This is a genomic window from Serratia sp. PGPR-27, assembly GCF_022678525.1.
Lineage (GTDB): Bacteria > Pseudomonadota > Gammaproteobacteria > Enterobacterales > Enterobacteriaceae > Serratia > Serratia nematodiphila.
On record NZ_JALBYS010000025.1, the window covers coordinates 62693 to 79443 of the forward strand.

Here is a 16751-nt window from a genome sequence, read left to right on the forward strand (position 1 = left end):
GAACTGCACCTCGCCGTATTGCGAACGATCGTATTTGCCCTGGGGTCGGGGATTCTACTCAAGTTTAGACGATCGACCAAGTGGTCAGGATCGTCGGTAATTAAAAGAAGATCTTTTTTATTTAAAGATCTCTTTATTAGATCTCTTATTAGGATCGCGATCCTCTGTGGATAAGTGACTATTCACGATGAAGATCAGCAGATTAAGGAGGATCGTTTGCTGTGAATGATCGGTGATCCCGACGCAGATAAGCTGGGATCTAAAAGGCTTGTTATGCACAGGACAAAAAGCGCTCTACGGTTGTTATTGGGATAACTACGGCTTTTACCCTGCTTTTAAGCTTAGTTATCCACAATCGTTCGCGCGATCTTTAGACGAATTAGAGTAAATTAATCCAGTTTTTTACCCATTCCTCGGCCGGATCCTCGGGAATTTCATGCTCGGTCACGTCGATCTCGAGACGATCGCCGATCCTTTTAGCGCCTCTGGCGATCAACAGATCGTCGATCTGTTTGATCGCACCGCAGAAGGTGTCGTATTCCGAACTGCCCAAACCGACGGCGCCGAACTGTACCTCGGAAAGATCCGGCTGCTGCTCAGCGATCTGTTCCAACAGCGGTTGAAGGTTATCTGGCAGTTCGCCGGCGCCGTGCGTGGAAGAGACCACCAGCCAGCGGCCGGTCAACGGCAGTTCATCCAGTTCAGGGCCGTGCAGCATCTCGGTAGAGAAACCCGCGTCTTCCAGCTTTTCAGCCAAATGTTCAGCCACGTATTCGGCGCTGCCAAGCGTACTGCCACTGATCAGAGTAATGTCTGCCATGAACCAACGATCCCAACCTTCTCACTCAAAGTGGCTGCATTGTACGCTGTGAATCGGCTGGGATCTACCTGTGGATAATGTGGGTATGCAATTTGGCGGGTTACGGCACGATGGTGCGCATAATGGGGTTCTGCAGTGAGATCAGCGTTTCGGTGGACTGGATCTCGTCGATGGTCTGGATCTTGTTGATAAGTACCTGTTGCAACGCGTCGATCGATCGGCACATTACCTTAATAAAGACGCTGTAGTGGCCGGTGGTGTAATAGGCTTCCACCACTTCTTCCAGGCTTTCCAGCTTCTTCAGCGCCGAAGGGTAATCCTTGGCGCTCTTTAATATGATGCCGATAAAGCAGCACACGTCGTAGCCCAGCTGTTTGGGGCTGACGTCGATGCGTGCGCCGGTGATGATCCCGGCCTGCTTCATCTTCTCCACCCGCACATGAATGGTGCCGGGGCTGACGGCGAAGTTTTTCGCCAGTTCGGCGTACGGTGTGCGCGCATTGTCCATCAGGGCGTTGAGAATGCCGCGATCGAGATTATCGATCTGATAAATTTCCGCCATTTAATCCCCCATTAATTAACGATTGTTGAATTCTGTCCGGGTAAAAATGAACGATTAAAAGTGAAAAGGCAATATTGATTAATGGATATTGAATTGTCGTGTCATTTTGTTGCTTAATCGATGGCAACAGAGACAGGTTTACAAGAGATACGGCAATGAAAAAACAGTTTATCCAAAAACAACAACAAATCAGCCAGGTCAAAGCCTTCTTCTCCCGCCAGCTGGAGCAACAGCTCGGTCTGATCGAAGTGCAGGCCCCGATCCTTAGCCGCCTGGGCGACGGCACGCAGGATAACCTTTCCGGCAGCGAGAAAGCGGTGCAGGTCAAAGTCAAAACCTTGCCGGACGCCACCTTCGAAGTGGTGCATTCGCTGGCGAAATGGAAACGCAAAACCCTGGGCAGCTACGATTTCGGTGCCGGCGAAGGCCTGTATACCCATATGAAGGCGCTGCGCCCGGATGAAGACCGCCTGACGCCTATCCACTCGGTGTACGTCGATCAGTGGGACTGGGAACGGGTGATGGGCGACGGTGAGCGTAGCCTGGACTACCTGAAAAACACCGTGCGCAGTATTTACGCTGCGATCAAGGCGACGGAGGCGGAAGTCAGCCGCGAGCATGGCCTGACCCCGTTCCTGCCGGAACAAATCCACTTCGTGCACAGCGAAACCCTGCTGCAGCGCTACCCTGATCTGGACGCCAAGGGGCGCGAGCGGGCGATTGCCAAAGAATTGGGCGCAGTGTTCCTGATTGGCATCGGCGGCAAGCTGTCACACGGTAAATCGCACGATGTGCGGGCGCCGGATTATGATGACTGGACCACGCCGACGGCGGATGGCCTGGCGGGCCTGAACGGCGATATCGTGGTGTGGAACCCGGTGCTGCAGGACGCTTTCGAGCTGTCCTCCATGGGGATCCGCGTTGACGCCGCCGCGCTGAAACACCAGTTGGCGCTGACCGGCGATGAAGAGCGCATGAAGCTGGAATGGCACCAGTCCTTACTGCGCGGCGATATGCCGCAGACCATCGGCGGCGGCATCGGTCAGTCGCGTCTGGTGATGTTGTTGCTGCAACTGTCGCATATCGGCCAGGTGCAATGCGGCGTGTGGTCGCCGGAAGTGCGCGGCGCGGTTGAAGGTCTGCTCTAATCCCGCCTAGCGCCGCCAGCGGCGCATCAAACGGCTTTTCAGCCCGGTATCAAAGCGCCAGATATGATCGAAGATGCGCATGATGCCGGGTTTGCCGTAGGCGGACATCGCCACCGCGTGGAAACGTTGCTGGTGGCTTTGCTGCTGCTGTTTCACCTTCTTTATTACCTCCTCCGGCAACCGCTGGGCAATAAAATCGGAAATGATCACCGCATCGGCGTCGAACCAGCCGCTCTCCGCCATTTTGGTGACGGTGGCGTTCAGGCAGGCCGCCAGATCGGTGCCGCCACGAAACTGCTGGCCGAGAAAGCGCACTGCCTGCTCGATGCCGCTGGCGGCGGTGAGTTCGTAATGCACGATCTGGTTGGCGAACAGCATGATATAGCAGCGGCGGTTGTCCGCCAGCGCAATGCGCAGCAGCGCCAGACAGAACGCCTTGGCGCACTGTTCGTTGAAACCGCCCATCGATCCGGAGGTGTCCACGCAGACGATAAACGGCCCGCGCGGCTGTTGATCCTGCTGCTGGTGAGTGACCTGGCGGATCAGGAGCTGTTCCTGCCAGACGTCGCCCTGCAGACGGTAGCTCAGCAGCCGCTTTTCCAACAGGCGGCGATAAAACTCGAATTCCAGCTCTTCAATCCCCAGCGTCGCCAGCTCCGGCGGCAGCAGGCGCAGGATGTCGTCGCTCTGATGAATGCCGCTCACTTCTTCCGGCAGCGTGGCCGGCACCTGCACCATGACCCTGAACGGCTCCGGCTGCGCGTCCTGTTGCTGCACCGCCTTGGCCTGATAGCTGCGGCCCAGCTGTTGCGCCAGCTTTTTCAGCTCCGGCTGCTGCTGCAAAAAGTTGCCGTACTCCACCAGCCGCTGATAATCGCCACGCTGCAGCTGGCCTTTGCTCATGTCCCACAGCCTGCCGGCGGCGGTGTCGTTTTCCGACAGCAGCGGTTCCAGCGCGCCGCTCAGCGCCAACCGCTCCTGCAGTTCCGCCATCAGCTGCTCGCGCTCTTGTTCCAGCAGTTGGTGGTGCAGCATGGTGGCCTGCAGCGTCAGGCTGATGCGCCAGCGCTGCAGAAACAGCGTTTGAAAGCTGTCGTCCAGCGGATGATTGGGCAGATCGGCGGCGTCCACCAGCGCGCGCGCCTGTTCATAAAACGGTGAGACCAGCTGGCGCAGCAGCTCCATGGTGTCGTTGAGGTTGTGATAGAACTGGGTGTTGTTCTCCAGCTGACACTGCTGGTAGCGATAGAATTCCTGCGCCAGCGCCGGCGGCACCATCGCCTCCTGCAGACGCTCCTTGAGCTGCAGCTTCCAACGCGGCAGATCGCGATCCAGCGCCCGGCGAAGGGCCGGAAACTTTTTAAAGAATACCGACAGCTGCGGCGCCGCCAGCATGCCGACGATCATCTCCTCGATCATCTCGCCTTCGGTGATCGCCAGCAGCAGATCGAGCGTCTCCAGACTGAGCATGGTTACTGGCCGCGCATTTGCTGCAGTTGTTGTTTAACCTGTTCCGCGACCTGCAGCAGACTGGCTTCGATCTTGGCCAGACCGGCGGCGGGGGTGAACAGACAGGGCTGATGTTGGCTGAAGGCGCGGCGCTGCTCCGCCAGGCGCTGGGCCAATGCGTCCATTTCATCCAGCAGCGCCTGCGGCGTGGCGGTGGCCTGTTTGCCCGGCAGCGCCAGCAACGACGGCTGGCGGCTGACGTCCAACACCGTGAGGTGCAGTTGGTCATCCACTTCCAGGTCGATCGGCTGCGCAAAGCCGATGCCGTTCAGCTTGGCGCGCACGTCGCCGCCTTTTTGCAGCCAGTTGTCCAGCGCGCTGCTTTCGATGCTCAGATGGTTGACCTGAATGTCATGCAGCTGCAGCGGCTTTTGCAACAGCAGAGTGAGGGTGCCGCCGGCGAACGGCGTGGCCGGCGCGTATTGCGGTTTGCGGCTGAACATCCCGCCTTTTTTCACCAGGCTGATGGCCTGCCGGTCGCTTTGTTGCTGCTGGTCCTGCAGCCAGCGGGTGTGGATCTGTTGCAACTGGATCAGCATCGACTGCTGCTGATAGGCCGACTCGGTCAGCAGCTGATCGATCTGCTGTTGCAGCAGCTTCAGCGAGGTGAGATCGTGCCACAGGCAGTCTTTCAACAGCATCAGATCGAGCGGGGCGATGGCGTCGCGCCCGCTGAAGAAGGCGCTGGCTTGCAGCAGGCGCAGGGCTTTTTTCCAGCGCCGATCGGAGACGTATGGCGCCTGCTCCAGCGCGTCCAGCCGCTGGCGCAGCTGGAAAATCAGCTCAAAACAGGTTTCCGGCAGCGCGACTTTGTCGATCTGCGGTTGCCACTGCAGAAACTCTTCGTCGCTGATGCTCAGCGCCGCCGGCACCGGGTTTTGGCTTTCGCTCTGGCGGTTGACCAGCAGCGAGCGGAAATTCTGTTTATCCTGCACCTTGTCCAGCCACAGGCGGATCAGCATGCGGTCATATAAGGCTTCGAGGCTGTTGTCCGCTTCGGGCAGTTCGTTGGAGGCGGTGACCAGCAGGCGCAGCGGGATCGGTTCTTCGCTGTTGCCGTTGCGAAAGCGGCGTTCGTTGATCGCCGTCAGCAGGGTGTTGAGGATCGCCGGGCCGGCCTTCCAGATCTCGTCCAGAAACACGATCTCCGCTTCCGGCAGATAGCCGGCGGTCAGACGCTGATAGCGCCCCTCATCTTTCAGCGCCTGGATAGAGAGCGGGCCGAAGACCTCTTCCGGCGTGGAAAAACGCGTCATCAGGTATTCAAAGGAGCGGGCGTTGCGGAAGGCAAACTTCAGCCGGCGCGCGATCAGGCTCTTGGCTATGCCGGGCGGGCCGAGCAGGAATACGCTTTCGCCGCTCAGCGCCGCCAGCAGGCACAGACGGATTGCCTCTTGCCGCTCATAAAGACCGCTCTCCAGCGCGCTGCTGAGGCGGGAAATTCGTTCTGCCAGAAGGGATGATGGCGTCATATAATTGTCGCATTGTCCGAGAGTTAGCCAATCTTGGTCGATAATCCGATGATAAACCACCATTATTTTTAGTGGTATAGCCCGTTGATTAGTAATATTTTTCTACGTTAAGCCGGATATTCGGTTCACATTTTGTTTATTTTTCGGCTCTGATATAAGGGTAGGCAAGCGGTATAAATGGTGCATACTGTGCGGCTTTCTGGTGGGCGTGACGGATCTTTGAGCCTGTATTTTGCCTGATGCGGATGCATCGCTAACGGATGTTCTGATAAAGAAACGAATTATGAGCGCAGAGCATAAGCAGTCCTTATCGGCGGTAACCCTGGCTGCCATCGGCGTGGTCTACGGTGATATCGGCACCAGCCCTCTCTATACGCTGAGAGAGTGTTTCTCCGGCCATTACGGCTTCGACGTGCGTCCAGACGTGGTTTTCGGCTTCCTGTCGCTGATTTTCTGGATGCTGATCGTGATCGTTTCCCTCAAATATCTCACCTACGTGATGCGCGCGGACAACGCCGGCGAGGGCGGTATTCTGACGCTGATGTCGCTGGCCGGGCGCAATACCTCGGCGCGCACTACTGCGGTGCTGGTGATACTGGGCCTGATCGGCGGCAGCTTCTTCTATGGCGAGGTGGTGATCACCCCGGCTATCTCGGTTATGTCGGCGATAGAGGGGTTGGAAATCGCCGCGCCTGCGCTTGACGCCTATATCGTGCCGCTCTCCATTCTGGTGTTGACGCTGCTGTTCGTTATCCAAAAGCACGGCACCGGCAGCGTCGGCAAGCTGTTCGCCCCGGTAATGCTGCTGTGGTTCATCGTGTTGGCGGTACTGGGCGCGCGCAGCATCATTTCAAACCCGGAAGTGCTGCAGGCGCTGAATCCCAAATGGGCGCTCAACTTCTTCATGGAATATAAGAAGGTGTCGTTCTTCGCCCTGGGGGCCGTGGTGTTGTCGATCACCGGCGTCGAGGCGCTGTATGCCGATATGGGGCACTTCGGCAAGTTCCCGATCCGTCTGGCCTGGTTCACCGTGGTGCTGCCTTCGCTGGTGCTCAACTACTTCGGCCAGGGGGCGCTGCTGCTGAAAAATCCGGAGGCGATCAAAAACCCGTTCTTCCTGCTGGCGCCCGATTGGGCGCTGATCCCGCTGCTGATTCTGGCGACCCTGGCGACGGTGATCGCTTCACAGGCGGTGATTTCCGGCGTCTTCTCGCTGACTCGCCAGGCGGTGCGCCTGGGCTATCTGTCGCCGATGCGCATCATTCACACCTCGGAAATGGAATCCGGCCAGATCTACATTCCGGTGATCAACTGGACGCTGTACATCTCGGTGGTGCTGGTGATCATCGGTTTCGAGCACTCCAGCAACCTGGCGGCGGCGTACGGCATCGCGGTCACCGGCACTATGGTGCTGACCAGCATTCTGGTCACTTCGGTGGCGATCAATAATTGGCACTGGAATCGCTTCCTGGCGATCGGCATCGTGACCATCTTGCTGATCATCGACGTGCCGATGTTCTCCGCCAACGCCCTGAAGCTGTTCTCTGGCGGCTGGCTGCCGCTGACGTTGGCGCTGGTGATGTTCATCATTATGACCACCTGGAAGAGCGAGCGCTTCCGCCTGCTGCGCCGCCTGCATGAACACGGCAACTCGCTGGAGGCTATGATCGCCTCGCTGGAGAAATCGCCGCCGGTGCGGGTGCCGGGTACGGCGGTGTTCTTGTCGCGCGCCACCAACGTCATTCCTTTTGCGCTGTTGCACAACCTGAAGCACAACAAGGTGCTGCACGAGCGTGTGGTGCTGCTGACGCTGCGCACCGAGGATGCGCCTTACGTGCACAACGTGCGCCGGGTGACCATCGAGCAGCTGTCGCCGACCTTCTGGCGGGTGGTGGCCAGCTACGGCTGGCGCGAAACGCCGAACGTCGAGGAGGTGTTCCACCGCTGCGGGCTGGAAGGGTTGCCGTGCCGCATGTCGGAGACGTCGTTCTTCATGTCCCATGAATCGCTGATCCTCACCAAGCGGCCGTGGTACCTCTACCTGCGCGGCAAACTGTTCGTCGCCCTGAGCCGCAATGCCCTGCGCGCGCCGGATCAGTTCGAAATCCCGCCGAACCGGGTCATCGAACTCGGCACGCAGGTCGAGATCTAATCCGCCTGACAGGGGCTCAGCATGGCTGAGCCCCTTTTGTTTGCGCTTTCTCCGTGCGCGAACGAAACGTTTCGATAGCGATCACACTTCTGCATTGTCCCGGTTGCCTTCCCCTGCCGTTTTTTTAAACTCCCCCGGAGAGCGAAACGTTTCGCTAGCGGAGTGAGAAGATGAAAAAAGGCGTATTACTGAATTCCGACGTGTCTGCCGTGATTGCCCGGCTGGGGCATACCGACCAGCTCACCCTGTGCGATGCGGGCCTGCCGATACCGGCGGCGACGCAGCGCATCGATCTGGCGCTGACGCAGGGCGTGCCGACCTTCATGCAGGTGTTCGCGGCGGTCACGCAAGAGATGCAGGTAGAAAGCGCCATCCTGGCGGAAGAGATCGTGAAACAGAATCCGTCGCTCCACGAGGCTCTGTTGGCTGAACTGACCGCACTGGGCCAACGCCAGGGCAATACCATCAGCGTGCGCTATATCAGCCATCAGGCGTTTAAAGCGCAAACCGGACACAGCCGGGCGGTGATCCGCAGCGGAGAGTGTTCGCCTTACGCGAACGTGATCCTGTGCGCCGGCGTAACTTTCTGAGGCGTTTATGCAACCTTTACTGCAACTGAAAGGGATTGATAAAGCCTTTCCCGGCGTGAAGGCGCTTTCCGACGCCGCCCTCAGCGTTTATCCCGGCAAGGTGATGGCGCTGGTGGGGGAAAATGGCGCCGGGAAGTCCACCATGATGAAAGTGCTGACCGGCATCTACCAGAAAGACGCCGGCAGCCAGTATTTTCTCGGTAAAGAGGTGGCGTTCAACGGGCCCAAGGATTCGCAGGAAGCGGGCATCGGCATTATCCATCAGGAGCTGAACCTGATCCCGCAGCTGACAATTGCGGAAAACATCTTCCTCGGCCGCGAGTTCGTCAACCGTTTCGGCCGCATTGACTGGAAGCGCATGTACGCCGAGGCCGATCGCTTGTTGGCGCGGCTCAATCTCCGCTACAGCAGCCACCGGCTGGTGGGCGAGCTGTCGATCGGCGATCAGCAGATGGTGGAGATCGCCAAGGTGCTGAGCTTCGAATCGAAAGTGATCATCATGGACGAACCGACCGATGCGCTGACCGACACCGAAACCGCCTCGCTGTTCAAGGTGATCAATGAGCTGAAGGCCGAAGGGCGCGGCATCGTCTATATCTCGCACCGTCTGAAAGAGATCTTTGAAATCTGCGACGACGTGACCGTGTTCCGCGACGGGCAGTTTATCGCCGAGCGGCCGGTGAGCGAGCTGCAGGAAGATTCGCTGATTGAGATGATGGTCGGCCGCAAGCTGGAAGAACAATATCCGCGCCTGGATTTGCCGCGTGGTGAAAAGCGGCTGGAAGTCAGTCATCTTTCCGGCCCCGGCGTTGAAGACGTCAGCTTTACGCTGTACCGCGGCGAGATCCTCGGCGTGGCCGGGCTGATGGGCGCCGGGCGCACCGAATTGATGAAGATCCTGTACGGCGCCGCGCCGCGCAAGGCCGGCACCGTCAGCCTGGACGGCCGCGAGGTGGTCGCCCATTCGCCGCAGGATGGGTTGGCGAACGGCATCGTCTATATCTCGGAAGACCGCAAGCGCGACGGCCTGGTGTTGGGCATGTCGGTGAAGGAAAACATGTCGCTGACCGCGCTGCGCTACTTTAGCCGCGCCGACGGCAGCCTGAAACAGGCCGACGAGCGGCAGGCGGTGGGGGATTTCATCCGGCTGTTCAATATCAAAACGCCGTCGATGGAGCAGCCTATAGGTCTGCTTTCCGGCGGCAATCAGCAAAAAGTGGCGATCGCCCGCGGCCTGATGACCCGGCCGAAGGTGCTGATCCTCGATGAGCCGACGCGCGGCGTCGATGTCGGCGCCAAAAAAGAGATTTATCAGTTAATCAACCAGTTCAAACAGGAAGGGCTGAGCATCATTCTGGTGTCATCGGAAATGCCGGAGGTGATGGGCATGAGCGATCGCATTCTGGTGATGCATGAAGGGCATCTCAGCGGCGAGTTCCCGATTGAACAGGCCACCCAGGAAGCGTTGATGGCGGCAGCCGTCGGCAAGCAATACGGCGTAAAGCAGGAGTAATCAGATATGAGTTCCCAGACTATCGCAGCTAAGCGCTGGTTCAGTAAAGAGTGGCTGTTAGAGCAGAAGTCGTTGATTGCGCTGCTGGTGCTGATCGCCGTGGTCTCTTCCATGAGCCCGAACTTCTTCACCCTGAACAACCTGTTCAATATTCTGCAGCAGACTTCGGTGAACGCCATCATGGCGGTGGGGATGACGCTGGTGATCCTCACGTCCGGCATCGATCTGTCGGTGGGATCGCTGCTGGCGCTGACTGGCGCGGTGGCGGCGTCGATCGTCGGCTTTGAGGTCAACGCGCTGGTGGCGGTGGCGGCGGCCTTGGCGCTGGGCGCCGCGGTTGGCGCCTGCACCGGGGTGATCGTCGCCAAAGGCAAAGTGCAGGCCTTTATCGCCACGCTGGTGATGATGCTGCTGTTGCGCGGCGTCACCATGGTGTACACCAACGGCAGCCCGATCAACACCGGTTTTACCGACGTGGCCGACACCTTCGGCTGGTTTGGCATCGGCCGTCCGCTGGGCGTGCCTACGCCGATCTGGATCATGGCGATCGTGTTCATCGCCGCCTGGTATATGCTGCACCATACGCGCCTGGGCCGCTATATTTATGCCCTGGGCGGCAACGAGGCGGCGACCCGTCTGTCCGGCATCAGCGTCGATAAAGTGAAGATTATCGTCTACTCGCTGTGCGGCCTGCTGGCGGCGCTGGCGGGGGTGATCGAAGTGGCGCGCCTGTCGTCGGCACAGCCGACCGCCGGCACCGGCTATGAGCTGGACGCTATCGCCGCCGTGGTGCTGGGCGGCACCAGCCTGGCCGGCGGCAAGGGGCGCATCGTCGGCACGTTGATCGGGGCGCTGATCCTCGGCTTCCTGAACAACGGCCTGAATTTATTGGGTGTTTCTTCCTACTACCAAATGATCGTGAAGGCAGTGGTGATACTGCTGGCGGTTCTGGTAGATAACAAAAGCAACAAGTAACCTCCCCCTACAGGAATCACGATGATGAAAATGAAAAAACTGGCAACCTTAGCCTCCGCCATCGCGCTGAGCGCCACCCTGAGCGCCAATGCCATGGCCAAAGAGACCATCGCGCTGGTGGTGTCCACTCTCAACAACCCGTTCTTCGTCTCGATGAAGGACGGAGCGCAGCAAGAGGCCAATAAGCTGGGCTACAACCTGGTGGTGCTGGACTCCCAGAACAACCCGGCGAAAGAGCTGGCCAACGTGCAGGATCTGATGGTGCGGGCGCCTAAGCTGCTGCTGATCAACCCGACCGACTCCGATGCGGTCGGCAACGCCATCAAGATGGCCAACCAGGCTAAGATCCCGGTCATCACGCTGGACCGCGTGGCGAGCAAGGGTGAAGTGGTGAGCCACATCGCGTCGGATAACCGCGTGGGCGGTAAAATGGCCGGTGACTTCATCGCCAAAAAAGCAGGCACCGATGCCAAAGTGATTCAGCTGGAAGGCATCGCCGGCACTTCCGCCGCGCGTGAACGCGGCGAAGGCTTCAAACAGTCGCTGGATCAGAATAAATTCAAACTGCTGGCCAGCCAGCCGGCCGATTTCGATCGCACCAAGGGCCTGAACGTGATGCAGAACCTGCTGACTGCGCATCCGGATGTGCAGGCGGTGTTCGCCCAAAACGATGAAATGGCGTTGGGCGCGCTGCGCGCGTTGCAAACCGCCGGTAAAACCGACGTGATCGTGGTAGGCTTCGACGGCACCGCCGACGGCGTGAAAGCGGTCGAAGGCGGCAAGCTGGCGGCGACCGTGGCGCAGCGTCCCGATCAGATCGGCGTGATCGGCGTGGAAACCGCCGATAAGGTGCTGAAAGGCGAAAAAGTGCCGACGACCATTCCGGTCGATTTGAAACTGGTCACTCAGTAAGTCATACCAGCGCCATCGGGACGGGGCGTTTACGATGGCGCGCAATTCAGGAATCAATGCGATGGAAACAGGTAAGCTGGTGGTTCTGGGCAGCATCAATGCCGACCATATCCTCAATATTGAACAATTCCCTCACCCGGGCGAAACGGTGATCGGGAAACAGTATAAGGTGGCGTTTGGCGGCAAAGGCGCGAATCAGGCGGTGGCGGCCGGGCGCAGCGGGGCGGAGATCTCCTTTATCGCCTGCGTAGGCGCCGACGATATCGGCGAGCGTATCCGCCGGCAGCTGGCGAGCGATCGCATTGATACTCAACCGATTGAAGCCATCGCCGACAGCACCACCGGCGTGGCGCTGATCTTCGTCAACGCCGAGGGCGAGAACGTGATCGGCATCGATGCCGGCGCCAACGCCGCGGTGACGCCGGATTACCTGGCGCGCTACCAACAAAAAGTGATCGACGCCGATGCCCTGCTGATGCAGCTGGAGTCGCCGCTGGAGACGGTGATCGCCGCCGCCCGCCTGGCGAAGCAACATCAAACGCAGGTGATCCTCAACCCGGCCCCGGCGCGCGAGCTGCCGGACGAGCTGCTGGGCATGATCGATATGATCACCCCGAATGAAACCGAAGCGCAGCGCCTGACCGGCATCGCCGTGGACAACGACGCCGATGCGGCGCGGGCGGCGCAGGCGCTGCACGACAAAGGCATCGCGACGGTGATCATCACCCTCGGTAGCCGCGGCGTGTGGCTGAGCGAAAACGGCAACGGCAAACTGGTGCCTGGCTTCAAGGTGCAAGCGGTGGACACCATCGCCGCCGGCGATACCTTTAACGGTGCGCTGGTGACCGCCCTGTTGGAAGGCAACAGCATGGCCGACGCGGTGCGTTTCGCCCATGCGGCGGCGGCGATCGCCGTAACCCGCCCCGGCGCGCAGCCTTCGGTGCCGTGGCGCGAAGAGATCGACACCTTCTTGCAGCAGCAGGGGTGATCCTTTGGCCACCATGAAAGATGTCGCTCGCCTGGCGGGCGTTTCAACCTCGACTGTTTCGCATGTGGTCAACAACAATCGCTTTGTCAGCGACAGCGTGCGCGACAAGGTCATGGCGGCCGTGGAACAGTTGAACTATGCGCCTTCCGCGCTGGCGCGCAGCCTGAAGCTTAATCAAACCCGCACCATCGGCATGCTGGTGACCGCCAGCAACAACCCGTTTTATGCCGAAGTGGTGCGCGGCGTGGAGCGCAGCTGCTATGAACGTGGCTACAGTCTGATCCTGTGCAATACCGAAGAAGACGCCGCGCGCATGAACCGCAGCATGGAGACACTGCTGCAAAAGCGCGTCGACGGTTTGCTGTTGATGTGCACCGAAAACCACCGGCCATCGCAAGATGCCCTGAGCCGCTACCCGTCATTGCCGATCGTGATGATGGACTGGGCGCCGTTCGAGGGTGCCAACGATATTATTCAGGATAACTCGCTGCTGGGCGGCGAGATGGCGACCGATCATCTGATCGCCCGCGGCTACCGCAAGATCGCCTGCATCGCCGGCCCGCAGGATAAAACCACCGCCCGTCACCGGCTGGAAGGCTATCGCAACGCGATGCGTCGCGCCGGATTACCGGTTCCGACAGGGTATGAAGTGCATTGCGACTTTGAGTTTGAGGGCGGCGTGAGCGCCATGCGCCAACTGCTGGCGCTGGAAGAGCCGCCGCATGCGGTGTTCGCCGGCAACGACGCGGTGGCGGTAGGCGTTTATCAGGCGCTGTATCAGGCCGGGCTTTCCGTGCCGCAGGATATGGCGGTGATGGGGTACGATGATATTGAGCTGGCGCGTTATCTGGCGCCGCCGCTGAGCACCATTCATCAACCGAAGGATTCGCTGGGCGAGCTGGCGATCGATGCGCTGATCAACCGCCTGCAAAACCCGGAGCGCGCTCCCCAGGTGCTGGTGCTGACGCCCGAGCTGGTGGAACGCGCTTCGGTGGGCCGCCGTTAACTGGCCGCCTTCGCTTCTTTCTTGCTTTCCTGGCCGCTGATCAAATTGCGGCCATCTTTCCTTCTCAGCAACATAAACACCAGTGCCGACGCCACGGTGACGATCCCCATGGTGATAAAGGTGTAATGGAAGTGGTCGATCATGGTGCCTAACGACAGGGATTCGTAAAAACGCAGCACCGCCGCGCTGATCGCCACGCCGAAGCTGATGGACAGCTGTTGGGTGACCGCCAGGACGCTGTTGCCGGCGCTGGCGTTGGCGTCGTTCAAATCCGCCAGGCTGATGGTGTTCATGGCGGTGAACTGGGTGGACATCGCCATGCCCAGCACGAACAGCGGCAGGATCATCAGCCACAGCGGCATGCCCGGGCTTTGCAGGGCAAACTGGGCGATCAGCACCCCGATGATAACGGTGATGCCGACCAGCGTTTTGCGGTAGCCAAACCAGCGCAGCACCTGAGTGACGGTGGATTTCGCCATCAGTGAGCCGATGGCGGTTGGCGCCATCATGCAACCGGCGACGATCGCCGTGTAGCCGAAGCCCACCTGCAGCATGAGCGGCATTAAAAACGGCACGCAGCCGGTGCCCAACCTGGAAGCGACGTTGCCGGCGATGCCGACCGAGAAGGTGCGGGTTTTGAACAGGTCGAGACCGATCAGCGGCTGAGGATGACGGCGGGCGTGCGCGATGTAGCCGAACAGCATCACGAAACCGCTGAGCAGAATACCCAACGAAACGTAGCTGGCCAGCACCCGCTCGCCAAACAGCTCCAGCCCGGTAGAGATCAGCACCAGACTCAGGCCGAACAGCATAAAACCGAGGAAATCGAAGCGGCGTTTGGGCGTGGTGAAGTCCGGCATGTATTTGCGTGCATAGAAGATGCCGAGCAGACCGATAGGGATATTGATCAGGAAAATCCAGTGCCAGGTGGCGTAGGTTACCAGCCAGCCGCCCAGCAGCGGCCCGAGAATCGGTCCGACCAGGCCGGGCATGGTGACGAAGTTCAGCACCGGCAGCAGTTCGCTGCGCGGGTAGGCGCGCAGCAGCGCCAATCGCGCGACCGGCATCATCATCGCGCCACCGATGCCCTGCAGCACGCGAGAGGCGACCAGCACGCTCAACGTAGGAGACAAGGCGCACAGCAGCGAACCGAGGGTGAATAACGTGACGGCGAAGATGAACACGCGCCGGGTGCCGAAGCGATCCGCCAGCCAGCCGCTGACCGGGATCAGCATCGCCACCGTCAGCGTGTAGCTGATGACGGCCGATTGCATCGCCAGCGGCGAACGCCCCAGGCTTTGGGCGATCGCCGGCAGCGCGGTGTTGAGGATAGTGGCGTCCAGCGCCTGCATAAAGAACGCCATTGCGGCGATCCACGGTAGTCCTGCCATACTGCGCGCGGATTGGGTCATGGTCGGTCCTGGTTAAATGGTCGTCTGTCCCTCGTCTCTTTCTTCTATATATAAGCGGGGAGCGTGTCTAGTCTTTCTCTTTCAGCAGCACCTGGCAGGCGACAAGCGCGCCGGCGCTGTCTCCGGCGAGTATCGCATCGACGATAGCCTGATGATGGCGCAGCTTGATCACTTCATTGCCGGTGATGGCGCGGAAGTAGCTTTGGTACACCGAACTGAACAGGTTGGCGAACGAGGTCAGGAACGGGTTGCCGCTGGCCTCGTAGATAAGCTGGTGGAATTGGGTATCGACCTGGATCCAACGCTCGCGATCAAACTGGGTATGCAGCGCGCGCATTTCCGCCATCAGCCCCGCCAGCAACTTGGTTTGCTGCGGGCTGGCGTGGTTTGCCGCCAACGCGCAGGCCTGCGGCTCCAGCGAGGTGCGCAAGATAAGGAAGTGTTGCATCACCTGATCGAAGTTTTCCCGCGTCATCCACCAGGTCAGTAAATCTTGATCGAGGAAATTCCATTGGCTTTGCGGCATCACGCGGGTGCCAATGCGCGGGCGCGGCAACAACATGCCTTTGGCGGCTAACATCTTTACCGCTTCGCGCACCGCGGTGCGGCTGACGCCGAATTGCTCGCCCAGTTCCATTTCACCAGGCAGGATGCTGCCGGCCTGATAATCGCCTGCCAGAATTTGTTGGCCGAGTTTTTCTGCAAGCAGATAAGAAAGATTGCGTTGGGCGGCCTGTTGTTGTGCATTTAACGGCATGGCTGCGGGTCCTTACTGACATCGTTATTTCTATTTTACTCCAGTGATCGCCAGCTTTTATGGCTGTTTGCCTGAAAAAGTGACATTGATTCGCCGCTTTTTTGCCCTTTTGTTGAAAAAAACCGCGCTTGAAAAGTTTTTTGCAATTAGGGGTTGCGGCCTGCCGAGAACTCCCTATAATGCGCCTCCACTGACCGGGAACAACGACTGACAAGCCGCCGGGTCAGCGAGAAGAAAGCGAAATAAACGCTTGACTCTCCGGGCGAAAAGCGTAGTATACGCAGCCCGCGCCGATGAGTTTCTCGGCACTGCTCTTTAACAATTTATCAGACAATCTGTGTGGGCACTCCACAAGACGATATCCAGCATCTTCGGATGCAAAAAAATATCAAGTCTTGAAGAGTGACTAACTGAAGTAAAATTCATGCAGTAAATCTTTGAGCATCGCTTCTCGAGTGGAAGCAAATCAAGCTTTTAATTGAAGAGTTTGATCATGGCTCAGATTGAACGCTGGCGGCAGGCTTAACACATGCAAGTCGAGCGGTAGCACAGGGGAGCTTGCTCCCCGGGTGACGAGCGGCGGACGGGTGAGTAATGTCTGGGAAACTGCCTGATGGAGGGGGATAACTACTGGAAACGGTAGCTAATACCGCATAACGTCGCAAGACCAAAGAGGGGGACCTTCGGGCCTCTTGCCATCAGATGTGCCCAGATGGGATTAGCTAGTAGGTGGGGTAATGGCTCACCTAGGCGACGATCCCTAGCTGGTCTGAGAGGATGACCAGCCACACTGGAACTGAGACACGGTCCAGACTCCTACGGGAGGCAGCAGTGGGGAATATTGCACAATGGGCGCAAGCCTGATGCAGCCATGCCGCGTGTGTGAAGAAGGCCTTCGGGTTGTAAAGCACTTTCAGCGAGGAGGAAGGTGGTGA

The 16751-nt window shown here is 59.1% G+C and carries 14 protein-coding genes and 1 rRNA gene; 9 read left to right on the forward strand and 6 right to left on the reverse strand.

Annotated elements, in window-relative coordinates:
- Positions 1–379 precede the first annotated feature (379 nt).
- Complete coding sequence (gene mioC / locus MMS95_RS15095; protein ID WP_016929621.1) at positions 380–820, reverse strand: FMN-binding protein MioC; 441 nt, start codon at positions 818–820, stop codon at positions 380–382.
- 100 nt (positions 821–920) lie between these two features.
- Positions 921–1382: a transcriptional regulator AsnC gene (asnC, locus tag MMS95_RS15100; RefSeq protein WP_004933786.1), complete on the reverse strand. Its 462-nt coding sequence runs from the start codon at positions 1380–1382 to the stop codon at positions 921–923.
- A 155-nt stretch (positions 1383–1537) separates the two neighbouring features.
- Here asnC and asnA point away from each other — a divergent pair, with 155 nt between their 5' ends.
- On the forward strand, positions 1538–2530 hold the full coding sequence (asnA, locus tag MMS95_RS15105; protein WP_044030153.1) for an aspartate--ammonia ligase: 993 nt from the start codon (positions 1538–1540) through the stop codon (positions 2528–2530).
- Between the two features lie 6 nt (positions 2531–2536).
- Here asnA and viaA read toward each other — a convergent pair whose 3' ends face one another.
- The gene (gene viaA, locus MMS95_RS15110) at positions 2537–4000 is read right to left on the reverse strand and encodes an ATPase RavA stimulator ViaA (protein WP_242141871.1); all 1464 of its coding nucleotides are present in this window, start codon (positions 3998–4000) and stop codon (positions 2537–2539) included.
- Positions 4001–4002: 2 nt separating this feature from the next.
- Positions 4003–5511: an ATPase RavA gene (gene ravA / locus MMS95_RS15115; protein ID WP_242141873.1), complete on the reverse strand. Its 1509-nt coding sequence runs from the start codon at positions 5509–5511 to the stop codon at positions 4003–4005.
- 283 nt (positions 5512–5794) lie between these two features.
- Between ravA and kup the strand changes: the two genes are divergently transcribed.
- The 7 genes from kup (at position 5795) to rbsR (ending at position 13647) form a co-directional block, all read left to right on the forward strand.
- Positions 5795–7663: a low affinity potassium transporter Kup gene (gene kup, locus MMS95_RS15120; protein WP_015379467.1), complete on the forward strand. Its 1869-nt coding sequence runs from the start codon at positions 5795–5797 to the stop codon at positions 7661–7663.
- A 170-nt stretch (positions 7664–7833) separates the two neighbouring features.
- On the forward strand, positions 7834–8253 hold the full coding sequence (gene rbsD, locus MMS95_RS15125) for a D-ribose pyranase (protein WP_060558002.1): 420 nt from the start codon (positions 7834–7836) through the stop codon (positions 8251–8253).
- 7 nt (positions 8254–8260) lie between these two features.
- Positions 8261–9766, forward strand: coding sequence for a ribose ABC transporter ATP-binding protein RbsA (rbsA, locus tag MMS95_RS15130; RefSeq protein WP_048326881.1), 1506 nt, complete (start codon positions 8261–8263; stop codon positions 9764–9766).
- Between the two features lie 6 nt (positions 9767–9772).
- Positions 9773–10741 carry a ribose ABC transporter permease gene (gene rbsC, locus MMS95_RS15135; RefSeq protein WP_004933766.1) on the forward strand — a complete coding sequence of 323 codons (969 nt, stop codon included), beginning with the start codon at positions 9773–9775 and terminating at the stop codon, positions 10739–10741.
- Between the two features lie 24 nt (positions 10742–10765).
- Positions 10766–11653 (forward strand): ribose ABC transporter substrate-binding protein RbsB, encoded by an 888-nt coding sequence (gene rbsB / locus MMS95_RS15140; RefSeq protein WP_103086136.1) that lies wholly within the window; start codon positions 10766–10768, stop codon positions 11651–11653.
- 61 nt (positions 11654–11714) lie between these two features.
- Positions 11715–12641 (forward strand): ribokinase, encoded by a 927-nt coding sequence (rbsK, locus tag MMS95_RS15145; RefSeq protein ID WP_103086132.1) that lies wholly within the window; start codon positions 11715–11717, stop codon positions 12639–12641.
- Between the two features lie 4 nt (positions 12642–12645).
- Positions 12646–13647 carry a ribose operon transcriptional repressor RbsR gene (rbsR, locus tag MMS95_RS15150; protein WP_033631375.1) on the forward strand — a complete coding sequence of 334 codons (1002 nt, stop codon included), beginning with the start codon at positions 12646–12648 and terminating at the stop codon, positions 13645–13647.
- Here the strand turns inward: rbsR and mdtD are convergent.
- Both mdtD and MMS95_RS15160 read right to left on the reverse strand, forming a co-directional pair.
- On the reverse strand, positions 13644–15059 hold the full coding sequence (gene mdtD / locus MMS95_RS15155; RefSeq protein ID WP_015379462.1) for a multidrug transporter subunit MdtD: 1416 nt from the start codon (positions 15057–15059) through the stop codon (positions 13644–13646). The two genes, rbsR and mdtD, sit on opposite strands and share 4 nt — an antisense overlap.
- A gap of 67 nt (positions 15060–15126) precedes the next feature.
- Positions 15127–15816: a FadR/GntR family transcriptional regulator gene (locus MMS95_RS15160; protein ID WP_004933751.1), complete on the reverse strand. Its 690-nt coding sequence runs from the start codon at positions 15814–15816 to the stop codon at positions 15127–15129.
- Positions 15817–16291: 475 nt separating this feature from the next.
- On the opposite strand from MMS95_RS15160, the gene MMS95_RS15165 reads away from it, so the two are divergent.
- A 16S ribosomal RNA gene (locus MMS95_RS15165) occupies positions 16292–16751 on the forward strand; the annotation flags it as partial.

Coding starts and splice junctions, on each gene's coding strand:
- rbsK (WP_103086132.1), top strand. CDS start 11,715: ATGGAAACAGGTAAGCTGGTGGTTCTGGGCAGCATCAATGCCGACCAT.
- rbsB (WP_103086136.1), top strand. CDS start 10,766: ATGAAAATGAAAAAACTGGCAACCTTAGCCTCCGCCATCGCGCTGAGC.
- kup (WP_015379467.1), top strand. CDS start 5,795: ATGAGCGCAGAGCATAAGCAGTCCTTATCGGCGGTAACCCTGGCTGCC.
- asnA (WP_044030153.1), top strand. CDS start 1,538: ATGAAAAAACAGTTTATCCAAAAACAACAACAAATCAGCCAGGTCAAA.
- rbsA (WP_048326881.1), top strand. CDS start 8,261: ATGCAACCTTTACTGCAACTGAAAGGGATTGATAAAGCCTTTCCCGGC.
- viaA (WP_242141871.1), bottom strand. CDS start 4,000: ATGCTCAGTCTGGAGACGCTCGATCTGCTGCTGGCGATCACCGAAGGC.
- rbsD (WP_060558002.1), top strand. CDS start 7,834: ATGAAAAAAGGCGTATTACTGAATTCCGACGTGTCTGCCGTGATTGCC.
- MMS95_RS15160 (WP_004933751.1), bottom strand. CDS start 15,816: ATGCCGTTAAATGCACAACAACAGGCCGCCCAACGCAATCTTTCTTAT.
- asnC (WP_004933786.1), bottom strand. CDS start 1,382: ATGGCGGAAATTTATCAGATCGATAATCTCGATCGCGGCATTCTCAAC.
- mioC (WP_016929621.1), bottom strand. CDS start 820: ATGGCAGACATTACTCTGATCAGTGGCAGTACGCTTGGCAGCGCCGAA.
- ravA (WP_242141873.1), bottom strand. CDS start 5,511: ATGACGCCATCATCCCTTCTGGCAGAACGAATTTCCCGCCTCAGCAGC.
- mdtD (WP_015379462.1), bottom strand. CDS start 15,059: ATGACCCAATCCGCGCGCAGTATGGCAGGACTACCGTGGATCGCCGCA.
- rbsC (WP_004933766.1), top strand. CDS start 9,773: ATGAGTTCCCAGACTATCGCAGCTAAGCGCTGGTTCAGTAAAGAGTGG.